The sequence below is a fragment of the Paenibacillus sp. 37 genome (assembly GCF_008386395.1).
Lineage (GTDB): Bacteria > Bacillota > Bacilli > Paenibacillales > Paenibacillaceae > Paenibacillus > Paenibacillus amylolyticus_B.
In genome coordinates this window covers 2,228,829-2,244,604 of the sequence record NZ_CP043761.1, presented here as the reverse complement: position 1 = coordinate 2,244,604, position 15,776 = coordinate 2,228,829, and the positions used below count along the sequence as shown (strand labels likewise).

The 15,776-nt window shown below is 46.6% G+C and carries 16 protein-coding genes; 7 read left to right on the top strand and 9 right to left on the bottom strand.

Annotated elements, in window-relative coordinates:
• The first annotated feature begins 8 nt into the window (after positions 1 to 8).
• Positions 9 to 1,220: an MFS transporter gene (locus F0220_RS10165; protein WP_091017554.1), complete on the top strand. Its 1,212-nt coding sequence runs from the start codon at positions 9 to 11 to the stop codon at positions 1,218 to 1,220.
• Between the two features lie 100 nt (positions 1,221 to 1,320).
• Here F0220_RS10165 and F0220_RS10160 read toward each other — a convergent pair whose 3' ends face one another.
• Complete coding sequence (locus F0220_RS10160; protein ID WP_091017556.1) at positions 1,321 to 2,523, bottom strand: cytochrome P450; 1,203 nt, start codon at positions 2,521 to 2,523, stop codon at positions 1,321 to 1,323.
• 486 nt (positions 2,524 to 3,009) lie between these two features.
• On the opposite strand from F0220_RS10160, the gene F0220_RS10155 reads away from it, so the two are divergent.
• Positions 3,010 to 4,221: an asparaginase gene (locus F0220_RS10155; protein ID WP_100529287.1), complete on the top strand. Its 1,212-nt coding sequence runs from the start codon at positions 3,010 to 3,012 to the stop codon at positions 4,219 to 4,221.
• A 188-nt stretch (positions 4,222 to 4,409) separates the two neighbouring features.
• On the opposite strand, the gene F0220_RS10150 is transcribed toward F0220_RS10155, so the two are convergent.
• A complete protein-coding gene (locus F0220_RS10150; protein WP_091017777.1) occupies positions 4,410 to 5,042 on the bottom strand; it encodes an O-methyltransferase in 633 nt (210 codons plus the stop codon).
• Between the two features lie 239 nt (positions 5,043 to 5,281).
• Here F0220_RS10150 and F0220_RS10145 point away from each other — a divergent pair, with 239 nt between their 5' ends.
• From F0220_RS10145 to F0220_RS10130, 4 genes are all read left to right on the top strand, one after another.
• Entirely contained in the window at positions 5,282 to 6,436 is a 1,155-nt protein-coding gene (locus tag F0220_RS10145; protein ID WP_091017560.1) for a THUMP domain-containing class I SAM-dependent RNA methyltransferase, read from the top strand.
• A gap of 213 nt (positions 6,437 to 6,649) precedes the next feature.
• Positions 6,650 to 8,650, top strand: coding sequence for an LTA synthase family protein (locus tag F0220_RS10140; RefSeq protein WP_105598104.1), 2,001 nt, complete (start codon positions 6,650 to 6,652; stop codon positions 8,648 to 8,650).
• Between the two features lie 76 nt (positions 8,651 to 8,726).
• Positions 8,727 to 9,152, top strand: a complete 426-nt coding sequence (locus F0220_RS10135) for a cytidine deaminase (protein ID WP_197997735.1) — start codon at positions 8,727 to 8,729, stop codon at positions 9,150 to 9,152.
• 84 nt (positions 9,153 to 9,236) lie between these two features.
• Positions 9,237 to 9,962 (top strand): DsbA family oxidoreductase, encoded by a 726-nt coding sequence (locus tag F0220_RS10130; RefSeq protein WP_105598103.1) that lies wholly within the window; start codon positions 9,237 to 9,239, stop codon positions 9,960 to 9,962.
• Positions 9,963 to 10,317: 355 nt separating this feature from the next.
• On the opposite strand, the gene F0220_RS10125 is transcribed toward F0220_RS10130, so the two are convergent.
• Together F0220_RS10125 and F0220_RS10120 are read right to left on the bottom strand one after the other, a co-directional pair.
• Positions 10,318 to 11,148, bottom strand: coding sequence for an aldo/keto reductase (locus tag F0220_RS10125; RefSeq protein ID WP_091017566.1), 831 nt, complete (start codon positions 11,146 to 11,148; stop codon positions 10,318 to 10,320).
• Between the two features lie 174 nt (positions 11,149 to 11,322).
• A complete protein-coding gene (locus F0220_RS10120) occupies positions 11,323 to 11,604 on the bottom strand; it encodes a hypothetical protein (RefSeq protein WP_105598102.1) in 282 nt (93 codons plus the stop codon).
• Positions 11,605 to 11,754: 150 nt separating this feature from the next.
• On the opposite strand from F0220_RS10120, the gene F0220_RS10115 reads away from it, so the two are divergent.
• Complete coding sequence (locus F0220_RS10115; protein ID WP_105598101.1) at positions 11,755 to 12,153, top strand: hypothetical protein; 399 nt, start codon at positions 11,755 to 11,757, stop codon at positions 12,151 to 12,153.
• 106 nt (positions 12,154 to 12,259) lie between these two features.
• On the opposite strand, the gene F0220_RS10110 is transcribed toward F0220_RS10115, so the two are convergent.
• From F0220_RS10110 to racE, 5 genes are all read right to left on the bottom strand, one after another.
• Complete coding sequence (locus F0220_RS10110) at positions 12,260 to 12,481, bottom strand: YuzB family protein (RefSeq protein WP_017689421.1); 222 nt, start codon at positions 12,479 to 12,481, stop codon at positions 12,260 to 12,262.
• 21 nt (positions 12,482 to 12,502) lie between these two features.
• Positions 12,503 to 12,805, bottom strand: coding sequence for a heme biosynthesis protein HemY (locus F0220_RS10105; RefSeq protein WP_036670085.1), 303 nt, complete (start codon positions 12,803 to 12,805; stop codon positions 12,503 to 12,505).
• A gap of 142 nt (positions 12,806 to 12,947) precedes the next feature.
• Positions 12,948 to 13,205, bottom strand: a complete 258-nt coding sequence (locus F0220_RS10100; protein WP_036670081.1) for a hypothetical protein — start codon at positions 13,203 to 13,205, stop codon at positions 12,948 to 12,950.
• A gap of 196 nt (positions 13,206 to 13,401) precedes the next feature.
• Positions 13,402 to 14,613, bottom strand: coding sequence for a M14 family metallopeptidase (locus tag F0220_RS10095; RefSeq protein ID WP_105598100.1), 1,212 nt, complete (start codon positions 14,611 to 14,613; stop codon positions 13,402 to 13,404).
• Positions 14,614 to 14,841: 228 nt separating this feature from the next.
• Positions 14,842 to 15,651, bottom strand: a complete 810-nt coding sequence (gene racE / locus F0220_RS10090; RefSeq protein WP_076209504.1) for a glutamate racemase — start codon at positions 15,649 to 15,651, stop codon at positions 14,842 to 14,844.
• Between the last annotated feature and the right edge of the window lie 125 nt (positions 15,652 to 15,776).

Below are 15,776 nucleotides of genomic sequence, written 5' to 3'. Positions count from 1 at the left end.
AAAGCACTTTGAAAACGTGGAAAGTAAACCTCATTGTGCTTTGGTTCGGACAATTTTTGGTCAATTCGGGCATGACCATGATTACCCCATTTTTGTCTCTTTATCTCGCAAGAGATCTTGGCGTTGTTGGCGAACATGAAATTGGCATTTGGGCGGGATTTATTTTTGCAGCCAATTTCCTCACCTCATTTTTGTTTCAACCGCTGTGGGGTAAGTTATCGGACAAGTATGGTCGTAAAGTTATGCTGCTTCGTTCGGGATTCGGGATGGCCATCGTAATTGCCCTTATGGGTCTGGCACAGAATCCCTGGCAGCTTCTCTTATTGCGTTTGCTTAACGGTACAATCTCCGGGTTCAATCCTGCGGCTGTTGCACTGATATCGGGTACCACGCCGAAAGACCGCATGGGTTTCGCTATGGGAATCAGTCAGTCCGGGCAGGTTGCCGGCACAATTCTGGGTCCACTCATTGGTGGCTTGTTAGCGGATGCGGTAGGCTTCCGCCCCATTTTCTACATTACAGGTGGACTGATCTTTGTTGCTTCCATGCTCGCCATGTTCCTGGTGAGAGAGAAGTTTGACCGTCAAGAAGCAGCCAAACTGCCGGCACAATCCGTATTGTCCGGTCTGAAGGAATTGAACAAGTCACCTCAACTGCCCGCACTGTTTGCTGTGACGTTCCTGTTGCAGTTTGCAATGATCAGCCCCATGTCACTCTTGCCGCTGTATGTGCAAAAATTGCATGCTTCGGATGTAAATGTGGCCTTCTGGGCAGGAATGGTCGGTGCAGTTACGGGACTATCCAATATGGCTATGTCTCCGATTCTCGGGAAGCTGAGTGACCGGATTGGTCCTCACAAGGTACTTACGTTCTCACTCATTGGAACAGGACTCATGCTTATTCCGCAGGCATTTGTTCAGACCGTGTGGCAGCTCATTGTTGTTCGTTTCATGATGGGTGTATTCATGGGTGGCCTGCTTCCGAGCGTTAATGCCTTGATCCGTTCCTATACATCCGATAGCATGATCAGCCGTGCATTCAGTTTTAATACGAGTACCCTTGCGTTAGGCAACATGCTTGGAGCGATCATTGGAGGTTTTATGGCAGGATTCATCGGGATCGAAGGTCTGTTTATCGTCTCTGGCGGACTGCTGCTGCTTAATATGGTTTGGGTCCGATTCAAATTGTATAACAAACCTGCTTCTATTCGGGAATCCTGATTCCCTATCCATTTTAGTCCATCTTACTTTTCCATTTGAAAAAGCCGCTTCCAGCGCCTAATTGGCCTGAGAGCGGCTTTTGTCATTCATGCGCCATTCATCATTTATTTATTAGATTGAATTGTATCGGATAATGTTTCACACCAAATACAAAAGCACTTTGTATCGGTTCCAGAGCCGTTCCCGGCACAAGTTGAATGTTTCCCATGTGCTGAAGCAATGTATGAAGAACTACCCTTGCCTCCAATCGAGCGAGTGGTGCACCCAAACAAAAATGAATGCCAAAACCAAAGCCCATATGTCTGTTCGGCTTGCGATCAGAGATGAAATCTTCCGGGTGTTCAAATTGGGCACTGTCCCGATTAGCAGCTCCAACCCAGGAAATCACCTGCTCTCCAGCTTGAATCGTCTGACCATTCAACTCTACAGTTTCCTTGGCGACCCGCCCAATCGCGACAATTGGCGGATAATATCGCAGCGTCTCTTCAATCGCAGAAGTAATCCGTTCAGGATGTTCGCGCAACTCCTGTTGTAGCTCAGGTTGTTCGGATAGGATACGAACCGCATTGGTAATCAGGTTGGTTGTTGTTTCATTACCGGCAGCAAGTAGAAGAATACAGAAGCCTACCACTTCATCTGCAGTCAATTTCTGACCATCAATCTCCGCAGCAAGCAGTAATGAGATCAGATCATCCTCTGGCTGCAACCGACGTTCTTCCATAATGCCAGTGAAATAGATATGCAACTCCTGCATATTTCTTTTTTTCTCCTCCAATAACTCCTGGAAGGCCTGCTCACTATCGTCACGTGCGCCTTTCACCAATACATCAGACCAGTCTTTGAACTTTTGACGATCCGCCGCAGGGACTCCGATCAATTCCGCAATGACAATGACGGGCAATGGTGTTGCAAGGTCATCAATAAGTTCCATATGTCCTTCTGACAGGTGTGGAGCAATTAACTCATCTGTGATTTCCTGAATACGCGGAGCCAATGCTTCAATTGCCTTGGGTGTAAACGCCTGGTTCACCAGATCACGCAGCTGTTTGTGTTTGGGAGGGTCTGTCGTCAACATGCTCGTATTGGCACGATCACGTGCAGAAGAGAACAGTTTGGGATTTTTCAGAACGTACTTCACATCTTCATACCCGAAAACATCCCAACATTCTCGATGCTCATCATATCGGACTGGAGTGTTATCACGAAGTTCTGCATACACCTTGAAGGGAAGTAACCTCTCTTCCAAAGTCTCCAGTTCCCGAATCGGAATGTAATTTGCATACTTTCTCGGTGCCTGTTTCATCGTTTCTCCTCCAATCAATATTATATATTTATTTACATATGTTAATCACCCCTATTATAAACATAACTCTATAACGAAACCACTCTTTAGACCGTAATTGATCCCCATTACCTAATATGCGTTACTATCATCCTCTTATTCTGTTACCTACTTCTGATATGCGTCCCAATTCGACATTCTTTTATTAAAATGCTTCATTTTATCAGGACAAAAGACTCAATATGTAATATTAAATAACACAACGAAGGCATATTTCTCTTCAAAACTCCTAAAACCAGCTCTTATATATCTCTATCAGAATGAATATTCTTTCGTAATTCCTCATAAATAATCATTTTACTCTCATTATCTACGAATGTAACCGATTACTCTACCATTATCTAAGTTTGTCATATTACTTAACATGAAATACAATCAATTTGAAATGGTATACATATTCTTCTTAACAAACTTAACATCACACTTACTTGAAGGAGAGTGCTATTCATGAGTAAAACATCCAATCTTCGTCCCTGGGCTGTATGGAGTACCGCAGCTTTAACAGCATTAACCATCTCGTTGTCCCCCATTGGAACCTACGCCGCGCACGCAGCTACGGTAGAGGTGAAAGGCACAACAGGTGCTGTTCAGACAGCAACCACTACCCCAGCTCGCAATACTTCCATTCCCGCAATACCAGACTCTTCCAAGCAATCTGCACTACCTAATGTATTGGTAATCGGAACTGGCGGAACGATTGCCGGACAATCCGAGGATGCCACCAGCTTCCAGAATTACAAGGCAGGCACACTTCCGATTGGAGAGATGGTAGACGCCTTACCGGATAAACAGAAGATTGCTGATGTTAGCACACTCCAGTTCGGAAATTCAGGTTCAGGTTCCTATAGCATGACCGACCTCTATGACTTGTCGCAGACGGTAGACAAAGCTCTGGCAATGTATGACAGTGTTGTCGTTACCACGGGTACAGATACAATGGAAGAAATCGCTTATTTCCTCGATATGACGGTTCAGAGTGACAAACCAGTCGTCATCACAGGCTCCATGCGTCCATGGACTGTCATCGGTTCTGACGCTCAAGCCAATCTGTACAACGCAATCAAACTTGCAGGCAGTGGTCGTACCACTTCATTCGGCACTGTACTCATGTTGAATGACACAATCCAGCTTGCTCGTGGTGTAACCAAGACAAATGATTATCGGACAGATACGTTTGAAACGCCGATGCTCGGTGCTGTAGGATATATTGATGAAGAAAACATTCGAATCTACCGCGCTCCTGCACGTGCGTTGAAACCTGAAGGCACAGCAAAGCCCGTATTTGATCTAAGTAAAATTACAAAGGCAGATCTGGCCAAAGTAGAAATTGCGATCTCATATCAAGAAGCTGGCGGCGGAGCCATTGAAGGATTCGTGAGCAGCGGTGCCAAAGGAATCGTGACTTCCGGTACCGGAGCTGGCGGTATCTCCAGAGCTATGGGACAAGCTCGTACCAAAGCCATTGAAGAAGGTGTTATCTTTGTCACCACCACTCGGACGGGTTCGGGAAGTGTATACGGCGGCGGCAAAGGCATCATTGCAGGTGACAACCTGAGTCCACAACAAGCTCGTGTATTATTGATGCTGGGCTTGTCCTTCAGTGATGATTTTGACACCATCAAAAAATGGTTCGAAACGTACGGAACACCTGAAGTATAAATAGAACTACTACAAAGATATCTGTAAACACAAAGAAAGAGACGACACATTTTCTGTCCTTCAAAATGTTGTCATCTCTTTCTTTGTGTGTTTTTAGAAAACTCCGAACAGAATCACGATCCCCCTCACAAACATAAAAGCGTGAGATCGTGTTCCATCGGAGTTTTATCTTTAGGAAATATCCACTTTCACTTCACCCAGGCAAGTACGAGCCCATCGTAGTCCGGCAACATGGTCGTCACCAAGCGCGGGTCACTCGCCATCTGTTCATTGAAGCGACGAACAGCAAGCACAGCCGGTCCCTGCTTGTCCGGATTCAGCGTACGACCACGCAGGAAACAATTATCACCTACAATGACCGCACCTGGCCGGGCCAGCTTAATGGCATAGTCAAGATATACCGGATAATTCTCCTTATCTGCGTCAATAAAGAAGAAATCGAATGTGCGACCCTCCTGCTCCAATTGTTCCAGGCTATCTGCGGCCGGACCAATGCGGTACTCTACCTTTTCGCCAAAACCGCCTTCTTCCAGATGACCACGCGCCATTGCCGCATATTCCTCTCTCAGTTCCAGCGAAGTCAGGGTTCCATTCTCACGCAACCCGCGTGCAATGCATATCCCACTGTAACCGCCTAATACGCCGATTTCGAGCGCAGCTTCTGCTTTGGATGTCTTCGCTAGAAACGTGAGCAGTCGTCCATACGCCGCAGCCACCGAAACTTCCGGCATACCATTCGAACGGATAGCCTCTTTCACTTTCAGCAAAAGCTCATCCTCTTGAAATAATTGATTTACATATTCATCAGGGGTCAGATTCACCACTAAAATCCTCCTTGGACACTTGGACTGCTTTCCATATGGATGCCAATGTTCTATAATAAATGTTTGTTATCAACACAGGCGGTTGACTGGTGCATCACCTCGAAAGAGGAATGCATACGTTCACCGCATTTCTCATTGTAAGTTTTTTCACGGAAAGCGGCAAGGCCGCACCGTTACTATACAGCAGAGAGAAGGATTTCCCTTCTCCAGCTTGAAATGGAGTTGAAATGAATCACATGGCTCAATTGCAATTGATTGCAACCTCGGCGATGGGACTCGAGGCTGTTGTTGCCCGGGAACTGAAGCAACTGGGGTATGAAGATGTTACGATCGACAACGGCCGGGTTTTCTTCACAGGAGATTATATTGATATATGCCGTTGTAATCTGTGGCTGAGAAGTTCGGATCGCGTATTGGTGAAAATGGGTGAATTCCCTGCTACGACATTTGACGAATTGTTTGAAGGCACCAAAGCACTGCCTTGGGAAGAGTGGATTCCAGCCGACGGCGAATTCCCTGTAGAAGGTCGCTCTCAAAAATCTCAGTTAAGCAGTGTGCCTGCATCACAAGGGATCGTGAAAAAAGCAATCGTAGAGAAACTGAAACTGACTTATGACACAGAGTGGTTCCCAGAGGACGGGTCTCGTTATGTAATTGAGGTCATTCTGCTGAACGATCGCGCCCTGCTTACTTTAGATACAACGGGACCGGGTCTTCATAAACGGGGTTATCGTAAACTCGTTACCGAAGCGCCACTCAAAGAAACACTTGCTGCAGCTCTTATTCAGCTCAGCCGCTGGAATGTATCCCGTCCATTCTATGACCCATGCTGTGGATCAGGCACAATGCTGATCGAAGCCGCCATGATCGGCTGGAACATTGCACCAGGACTTCGTCGGACCTTCAACTCTGAGGACTGGGCTGTCATTCCTGAAGAATTATGGGAACAGGCGCGTGAAGAAGCATTCGATGCTGTACGTGACGATATCCCGTTACAAATCTCGGGCAGCGACATTGATCCGGAAGCGATTGAAGTAGCTCAGGCTGCAATCAAGAGCGCAGGCTTTGCTAAAGACATTGAAGTCAGCGTTCTGCCCGCGCATCGCGCAAGACCACAGGGTGAATATGGTGTTATCATTACCAATCCCCCATATGGTGAACGTTTGAGTGAAGAAAAAGAAGTTCAGAAGTTGCTCCGCTCATTAGGGCGCAGTTACCTCGACATGCCAACATGGTCCTTTTTTGCAATCACGTCGACCAAAGCTTTTGAGGAGTATTTTGGTCATAAGGCAGACAAACGTCGCAAGTTGTTCAACGGACGCATTGAAACCCAATACTATCAGTATTTGGGCCCACTGCCTCCACGAAATAAAACACCACAATCTTCATAATTGTTCCAAATATAAAGTGCTCCAGCCACCCATGGCCGGGGCGCTTTTTTTGTGCGCTTTTCTGGTCATATGAATTCTCCTTCATCGACCTTCACTTCCGCAGAAATCAATTCTTCTGAGGCATAGTTGAAAACACATGAGGCCACGCTATAATGGATGGAGCCCTATTTTACATTCCGATAACAAAACAACAAAAGCAAGGGGGACATACATATGGTTGTCACTCGGCCTACGCGCAGCTCCATGCCACGCGGGCTTCTATATCATCCATTAACGTTATATCTTATTTTTCTTGTGCTCATGCTGCTCAAACTCATGTGGCTCCATCACAATCTTCACGCTTATAACATTACGATGGGACTGCTGGATAAAGTCATTGCCATTGGATCTTTACTACTCTTGTCCTTCTGGACCTGGTTGCTGCCACGTAGAGGCATGATCGTGTCTCTCGCGGTCCTTAACCTGCTGCTTACCGCACTAATCTACGCCGATATGGTGTATTATCGCTATTTCCAGGATTTCTTGACCATTCCGGTATTGTTGCAGGCGAGACAAGTTGACGCATTGGGTGACAGCATCGCTACATTGATTTACACAAGTGATCTCTGGTTCTTTGCCGATTGGCTTGTCGTCATTCCGTTCGCAACTATCGTAATGTTCAGTAGACGTTACCGTTCGAAGCACTCCAGTACATCTGTTACTGGTTACGGGAGTTATTCGTATAACGATGGCAAGGCACGGTTGCGCCGCCGTCTCACGGCTGGCAGCATCGCCCTTGTGCTGGGACTTGGCCTCGCTGTCGGCCCGATTTATTTTTACAGCAAAACATGGGCCAAAGGCCTGTTCGATAACAACTGGTGGAATGTATCCATGTATAATGTGACCGGACTGCTCGCTTTTCACGGTTATGATCTGTACAACTATGCCAAAGACCACATCGGCTCCGGGCCGCAGGCTGATCCCGCTGATGTTGAGCAAGCAAAAGCGTTCTTCGCTGAAAGGCAAGAAACTGCCCCGCAGAATGATGCCTTGTTTGGCAAATATAAAGACAGCAACGTGATCATTGTCCAGGGTGAGGCTTTTATGAACTTCATGATTGGCCAGAGCATTGGGGGTCAGGAGATCACACCCCATTTTAATGAACTGATGAAGGAAAGTCAGTATTACAGTCACTTTTATCACCAGACCGGTCAGGGTAGAACGTCCGATGCCGATTTTGGAGCAAACATTTCCCTACATCCACTTCCGGTTGGTTCGGCCTTTGTACGGTATGCAGACCATACGTATGATTCCCTCCCTTCTATCCTGAAGGACAACGGGTACAGCACCAACGTATTTCACGCTTATGAGAGCGGCTTCTGGAATCGGTATACGATGTATCAGAACATGAAGTACGACAAGTTTTATAGCAAAAATGATTTTGCACAGGATGACCCGCTTGGCTGGTCCCTGTCTGATGAATCCTTTTTCCGCCAATCCGTTGAGAAAATGAGTAGTGAGGTGACCGAACCGTTCTATTCCTTCCTCATTACACTCAGCAGTCACCATCCGTATGCATTGCCGAAAGAAAAACAACAACTGGATGTAGGCGAGTTTCAGGGAACCATGTTTGGTAACTATCTGCAATCCGTACATTACGTGGATTCGGCGCTCGGCAAAATGGTGGAGGATCTGAAAAATCGGGGATTATGGGAAAATACCATCTTTATGTTCTACGGGGACCACGACAACTCGATCAAGGAACAATCACAATACGAGCAGTTCCTGGGACGCTCATTGAATGAACTGGATATGGCACAGATCATGAACGAGGTTCCCCTGCTGGTGCATTTACCGGATGGAGCAGCGGCTGGAACCTTCGACGAACCTTCGGGACAACTGGACATCACCCCATCCGTGCTGCATCTGCTCGGGGTGTCCGACCAGTCCTATTATCATATGGGTAACGATGTATATGACGGGTCTGCACGTACGGTTGTGCTACGTAATGGCGCATTCTCGGATGGTTCTGTATTCTATATTCCATCGGATGATTATATCTACGAGAGCGGCGCTTGTTATGACCTGTCCACACGTGACAAAACAGATATCAACGCTTGTCGTCCCGCTCATGATGAAGCAACCAAGCGATTGCATGTCTCGGACACGGTCATTACCTATGATTTGATTCAGCGCTTTCGAGAGGAAGACAGTTCAGCCGTAACATCGCAATAAGCAATATCGTAATGACAAGCTAAACAAATACACTAAATGAAGTGAATTACATTTCAAAAAGGGGAATTCTCATTACATGACATCACATACTGAACCAATCCATATTGAACAGCAATTGTTCAATGCAGCCGCAAAATTTGTGAAGCAACGTTATCCTCAGGGATGGGGCGGTGCGGGTGCCGTCTATACCGAAGCTGGCTCCCTGCTGATTAGTGTAGCGCCAGAGGTTATCAATGATGCCACGCATCTATGTATGGAAACAGGGGCTTATCTGGAAGCCCACAAATTGAACGAACGTGTCACCCACTCCCTCTGTATCGCTCGTGATGATGAGCATTCAGAATTTAAGGTCCTTACACCTTGCGGTGTATGCCAGGAACGATTGTTTTACTGGGGCGAAGAAGTCAAAGCTGCCGTATACGATCCTTCTGGTCAACTGGTCTTCAAGAGACTGAGTGAGATCCAGCCTTATCATTGGTCCAAGGCATATCGGGATAAATAGCAATCTCCTTGCGAATTATAGAAAGTGGCTTTATAATTGTAACTATATTAGTTTCAACTAAAAGGATAATGGAGGTTTAACATAATGAATATTGAGATATGGTCTGATTTTCTCTGCCCTTTCTGTTATATCGGCAAACGCCGCTTGGAGAATGTATTGGAACAGTTTCCACACCGTGATGAAGTGAAGCTGCAATTCAAAAGCTTTGAGCTTGATCCAAATGCTGCATTGAACCCAGGTAAAACCAATTCGGAATATCTGGCTGACAAATATAATATGAGCGTGGAACAGGCCAAAGGTATGAATGCCCAGATGAATGCCAATGCTCGCACGGCAGGACTGGAATACAATATCGATGCCATGATCCCTACGAACTCCTTCTCAGCTCACCGATTGACACACTGGGCGGATACACAAGGCAAAGCGCTTGAACTGAGTGAACGGATCTTCCAAGCTGTGTTTATTGAAGGTAAACACTCCGGCGACACTGAAGTGTTGGCTCAGTTAGCAGAAGAAGTAGGCCTCGATCGTGACGCAGCTACGGCAGTGCTCTCCAGTGATCAATTCACCGACAATGTCCGTGCTGACCAAGCAGAAGGCGAGCAACTCGGCATCCGCGGCGTACCGTTCTTTGTATTCGACCGCAAGTTCGCCGTGTCAGGCGCTCAGCCGGACGAGGTGTTCCTGGACGCTATTCAGAAAGCTTGGGACGAGCGTTCCCCGTTCACCATGGTTGAGTCCAATACAACCGAAGCTGACGGCAGCGGCGTCTGCACAGATGACGGCTGCGCAGTTCCGAAAAAAAATTAAGCCAATTCACACACACAAAGCAGCAGGATCAGGGGATACTCCCTGATCCTGCCGCTTTTGTATATTACTTACTATATACCTATCCACTAAAGATGGATTCATAATTTTCACGATAACGAAGTGGGCAGAACAAAGCCGGAGAAGCGGAGCGCTCGCATTTATCACCGGATTTCTCCCATGATAAAGGGACTTTCAAAAAAATCCGGGGATAACGGCGATCGAAATATTGTTCTGCACACGCAGTGTCTTAGCGTGACCGATTATGCTTACATCTTAAACTCACGAAGAACGATTCCGTAACCGGAACCTCCACTAACTTATGATCAAACACTTGTATTCAATTAGCGCCACCCACTTAATCCCAGAACAGTTGATCCGGATGTGGCCCCGTCCGCTTATCTGAATCCAGTGCATCAATTTGTCTCAACTCATCCGGTGTCAATTCAAAGTCAAAGATGTCAGCATTCTCACGAATACGCTCCGGGGTAACGGACTTCGGAATCGTCACAATCTGATTCTGAATGTCCCAGCGCAGAATGATCTGTGCTGGCGTTTTCCCATATTTCTGGGCCAGCGCTTTGAGGGTGGACTCTTGGTTAAGCTTGCCTTTCATAATAGGACTCCATGCCTCCAGCTGAATTCCCTGGGCCCCGCAGAAATCCTGAAGTTCCTGCTGGATCAGACCCGGATGCAGCTCTACCTGATTTACCGCAGGCACCGTTCCACCCTCATTTATGATATCTTGCAAATGGTGAACTTGAAAGTTACTCACACCAATCGCACGGATGCTTCCTTCGCTATATAGACGTTCGAATGCTCTCCACGTCTCCTTATACTGGTCTCTGCCAGGCCAGTGAATTAAGTAAAGATCAATCACATTCAGTCCCAGTGCCTTCTGACTGGCTTCAAATGCTCTCAACGTTGAATCAAATCCCTGATCCTCGTTCCAGAGCTTGGTCGTCACAAACAGTTCGTTACGGGCAACACCACTGCTTGCAATAGCTTGTCCCACTTCTTCTTCATTGCCATAGATGGACGCGGTATCAATACTGCGATATCCAACCTCCAAAGCGGTCTCAACCGCCTGTTGTACTTCCTTACCTTTTGCTTTATATGTTCCAAATCCTAGCCATGGCATCGTTACTCCGTTGTTCAGAATCGTACAATCTGTAATATGTTTTGTCATTCTGTACCTCCCGTATGGAATTTTGCCTGCTCTTGTTCTATTAACCTTCTCACAGAATTTTAAGCGACCATTCGACATACTGTCGGAGTAAACCCATGGATCGAGAGTCGTTGCAAAAGATATGAAAAACCCGCAAAGCATTGCTGCCCTGCGGGTTCTGATGTGACAGGAACGTTATAAATTCCCTTGACCGTGCTGACTCTGGATTGAATTCAATCTTCTCTTCTCCTCGATGAACATTTCCTCTGCCAACTCAACACCTTGCCCTCCGAGTGAAAGCTCTGCTTGTCGCATCGCTTGCTCCGTATGTGCCAGACGACGTTCCGCCTGTATAATGGTCTGTGCCGTCGGATGAGACAGGGCCTGAGATACAGCATAATGAAGCTTGTTCACCGCATTTTGCGCCTGAGATACGGTGGTATCGGCTTGCAAACTGGAATCATAACGCTTCGGCATGAGTATTCCTCCTTGGGATTATCATGTTCCTGTTACCCCTTTAGGATGGATAGCACAAGCCTTCCTTATTCTTCTTTTGTGATTTTATCGTAACTTTAATTGATTCCGCTACGTTTATTAGGTAAACATGCTGAGTCGGGAGGAATTCATTTGAAGAAAATATTACTGACACTCTGCATGTTGCCCTTGCTCATTTGGGTACAAGGCTGCGCTCCTGCAACATACGAGATAGACGGATATAAAGCATCATCCATGAACCCAGACATCCCGGTTCCAACCAATGCAAAACTCATTGAAAACATAGCTTATTCCGATCATCCCACTCTTAAAGAAGGTGTTAAGTATGAACTGAAACATATTGGGGGTGAGCAAGGACTATACCCACCAATGGATTATTTTCAGAAGTTAGCGGATACAGGATGGGTGGAATTAGAGGAAGAACGGCTGGGACATGTACATTTTCTGAAAAAGGATACTACCGTCATTGCCATTGAAATTCGAGAAGATACCTTCCAAATTACTGAAATGATAGATGATGCCGCATTTTGAAGCAGCCTTTCACTGCTACCCAAACGCAAAAAAAGGAGAAGCACGTAGCCCCTCCTTTGTGATGTGTGGACAGTTTTCTCCACTCACCTTGTTATATCATATCCTATTACTTCACGAACTTTGCAACTTTGGCGAGCACTTCTTCTTCTGTCGGCGCACTGATGTACCGACCGTTGATAAAGACAAACGCACGTTTCGCGCAAGGACCGCAATAGGATTTGCACCCAATCTTGATCTCCGTGTCTGGAGCCATTTTTTGCAACTTGGGCACAATCGATTTCAGTCGAACATGATTACACTTTTCGCATACGCGGATATCGTTAGCCATGAGTTCCCCTTCTTCGCGCCCTTAGTGGTCGCCGTGATTGCCTTGGGACGGATTCGTAATAACAAATCCCTCTTCCGGGAAGTAGAGATAATCAATTTTTACACCGTTCAACAAAGGCTGATCATTCGCGAGAATGACATCAATCTCTTTATCGGTAGATACAACTGTATCATTTTCTTTTGGTGTGTCGAGATCAAGTCCGTAGTGAGCATGGTCACCATGTGCATGTGTGATAACAACGCGCAGTTTTTTTCCTTCGTTCTCCGGCTTGTCCAATTCAAGCTTCAATACTTTAGCAGCATTACGCGTAATTTTGCAGTTCATTCTCTTCATCTCCTATATTGTAATTGCAGGTTTCAACAATTTCAGCATTCTTAAACTACAGCATCTATTGTAAAGAAAGTTACCGCTCTTCGCAATAACATTGATGCGAATTCATTGTTAAAACGATCCATTGGGCCGCAAATTAAGAAGGTGTCCCCTCCTGAAGCACAGGATATTTACGTTCTGCCCGGCTTACAAACCAGTTCATCAGAATCAAAGTGACCCCGATATCATCGATGGGCATAAACGGCATGACGTCAGGAAGTACCCAGTATAACAGCGCCGGAATAATAAACAACAACTTTTCTCCCAAAGGAATCTGCGGAGCCCGGAGCAGCCGGGGGAGCCTTTTGAAAACTTGTGTCCATCGTTTGAACGACAGCAGTCTTCTCCACTTCATTTGAATCCCTCCGTATAATTGTATATGTCGCCGAAACGGCACATCCATCATTACCCGTTCGAAAACCATTCAGAACGAATGACGTGACATGCCATTATCAAAAATAATAAAAACGGAACGTCGCTCATAGCGTCCGTTCCTGTTATACGAATGATCTACTGTTAAGTTTCACACCTTCGTCATTCGGGGTCTTGCCTCATTGTCCATTGGATAACAGTTCAGCCAACAACATTCCCACTTCTATACAAATATCATCAAACTGCTCTACGGGAAGGGGATTAACACCCAATCCAACTTCTACCGTGAAGCCCGGTCTACCGAAATCTTGAATAAACCAGTCCTTGTATCCGGCATCACTGCCACCAAGCTTCACCGCCTTGTAACCTGAAGCTTTGGCAAGTCTACGCGACAGCGGTCCACTCTCTCTAGGTTCCAGATCACGGTAGTTCCAATAGATCTCCTGTCCCTGACTATGCAGGGATACAACCACATCAAATGTATGTTGCTGCGTCCACTGCGCAAGCGCCTGTGCCTCCGGTTCTGTCAATGGCGCTGTCCCCGCATAATCCCTGGGGCCAGGTGAGGTTATACCTCTTCTCGCTGCCTCTTCATCCCAATGGGCTGGAAATTGATCATTCAGATCCACCCCTCTGATGTTGGCCTTCCAATGGGTAAAATGTGATCTGTCCGCATTCCAGGTTAACAACTGCTGTGCATGTGGATGCTGATTGACCACACCTTCCTGAACCAGTTCGACCCCGTCCGGATTAACCATCGGCACGGCCCAGAGTGTCGTCTCTTGCATCCAGCGTTCTGTCTGGTATTGATGCCATGCCCTATGCGCACCATACGCCTCGGCATACTCTTCAATAAACTTCATCAGAACTGCTGTTGTCAACCACTCATTCGCATGAACGGAAGCATTAACATGGATATGTCTCGACCCTTGCCCAATACGCAAATAAGGCAGCGACTTCCCCATGACACTTGTTCCAATGGACCCTGTTTCGATAAAAGGGTATTGATTCTCCAGCTTGTCTATATCCCTGATTAATTCTCGATAACCATACTCTCCCTGAATCTTTACAATAGTTTTTCCATTCGAAGCCGGAATATGAATACAGCGACCAACCCAGTCGGTTATATTGGTGATTTCGGGATTGGCCTGGCGCAACACCTCTTCGTCCAGACCAAATCTCTCTGCAATCTCCCCTACACTTTCTCCAGGCGGTACAGCGTATCTGCGACCTGTCCCGGGGACAATACGCAGCATCTGACCTGCCAGCAAGTAAGGCTGGGAAGCCACTTCCGGGTTCAGTGCAGCAAGTAACTCTTTGGTCATATGGTGTGCTGACGCAATTCGCGGCAACGTATCTCCCCGCTGAACGATAATCCACTGTAGATCCATGTTGTTCTCCTTTCCACAGGAAAAGACAGGTCTCCTGTCCAGTTCTGACCAATTTCGTGTCTGTAACATATGTATGCAGGTCAGGTTGTCCGTCATGTGACAAGAATCATGTTTATCTCCTGTTAATGCATAATGACGACAAAAAATCCCGGAACTTCACAGTTCCGAGATAGTCCACAACCAAAATACATTAATTAAAAGTCTTATTCATGCATAATTTGAGTATAACTATGATAATTGCGTTACCTGCCAGACAACAGGGGTCTTGGAGATCTGCTCCCCCAACCATCGACGGGTGATATTCTGGAACATTCGCGGGTCACCCGTGCAGAAAAATTGATGCACCGGGGTCTCATCCCCACTGGCCAGCTTTCGTTTATCATATAAAATCGTACTGATTTCACGTGCCGTTTCATCTGCTGAACTGATTAACTTCACTTCCTGCCCCATAACTTCCTGAATCGTGTCCATGAGAAAGGGATAATGCGTACAACCCAGAATAAGACAATCGATTGGCTGTTGTTTGATCTCGCCCAATGATTGTTCCACCGTATGTGTCGTGTGCTCGGAACGAAATTCACCTTGTTCCACCAACGGCACCAGCGCCGGACAAGCCTGACTGACCACATCAATATAGGGGGACAACTGTTTGAGTGCCGATGTATAAGCCCCACTACCTATGGTACCCGTGGTACCAATCACACCAATACGTCCTGTACGTGTCGCTGTGATTGCGGCCCGCGCACCCGGATGTATAACACCAATGACAGGCACATTCACCTTGGCACGGATATACTCCAGCGCGGCTGCTGTTGCTGTGTTACAGGCGATAACGATAACCTTCGGATCGAATTGGATCAAGAAATCAACGATTTGTTCCGTAAATTGTTTTACTTGTTCGGACGAACGGGGTCCGTACGGTGTCCGGGCAGTATCCCCAAAATAAATGATCTTTTCCCGCGGGAGCTGACGCATCACTTCCTTGGCGACGGTCAATCCCCCCACACCGGAGTCTAATATAGCGATTGCTTGCTGCACGAACACACCGCTTCCTTCTTCATTGAATTAATTCTCAAAACGTTTGTTTCCCAGAGCTTTCTTCCTACCGTATGAACATTCCGGCAAAAAGGTACCTACATCTTACCCGATTTCATCGCAGGGTT

Bases quoted from the DNA above. Each gene is read 5' to 3' on its own strand.
- F0220_RS10160 (WP_091017556.1), bottom strand. From the start codon at position 2,523: ATGAAACAGGCACCGAGAAAGTATGCAAATTACATTCCGATTCGGGAA.
- F0220_RS10155 (WP_100529287.1), top strand. From the start codon at position 3,010: ATGAGTAAAACATCCAATCTTCGTCCCTGGGCTGTATGGAGTACCGCA.
- F0220_RS10145 (WP_091017560.1), top strand. From the start codon at position 5,282: ATGGCTCAATTGCAATTGATTGCAACCTCGGCGATGGGACTCGAGGCT.
- F0220_RS10140 (WP_105598104.1), top strand. From the start codon at position 6,650: ATGGTTGTCACTCGGCCTACGCGCAGCTCCATGCCACGCGGGCTTCTA.
- F0220_RS10135 (WP_197997735.1), top strand. From the start codon at position 8,727: ATGACATCACATACTGAACCAATCCATATTGAACAGCAATTGTTCAAT.
- F0220_RS10130 (WP_105598103.1), top strand. From the start codon at position 9,237: ATGAATATTGAGATATGGTCTGATTTTCTCTGCCCTTTCTGTTATATC.
- F0220_RS10125 (WP_091017566.1), bottom strand. From the start codon at position 11,148: ATGACAAAACATATTACAGATTGTACGATTCTGAACAACGGAGTAACG.
- F0220_RS10120 (WP_105598102.1), bottom strand. From the start codon at position 11,604: ATGCCGAAGCGTTATGATTCCAGTTTGCAAGCCGATACCACCGTATCT.
- F0220_RS10110 (WP_017689421.1), bottom strand. From the start codon at position 12,481: ATGGCTAACGATATCCGCGTATGCGAAAAGTGTAATCATGTTCGACTG.
- F0220_RS10105 (WP_036670085.1), bottom strand. From the start codon at position 12,805: ATGAACTGCAAAATTACGCGTAATGCTGCTAAAGTATTGAAGCTTGAA.
- F0220_RS10100 (WP_036670081.1), bottom strand. From the start codon at position 13,205: ATGAAGTGGAGAAGACTGCTGTCGTTCAAACGATGGACACAAGTTTTC.
- F0220_RS10095 (WP_105598100.1), bottom strand. From the start codon at position 14,613: ATGGATCTACAGTGGATTATCGTTCAGCGGGGAGATACGTTGCCGCGA.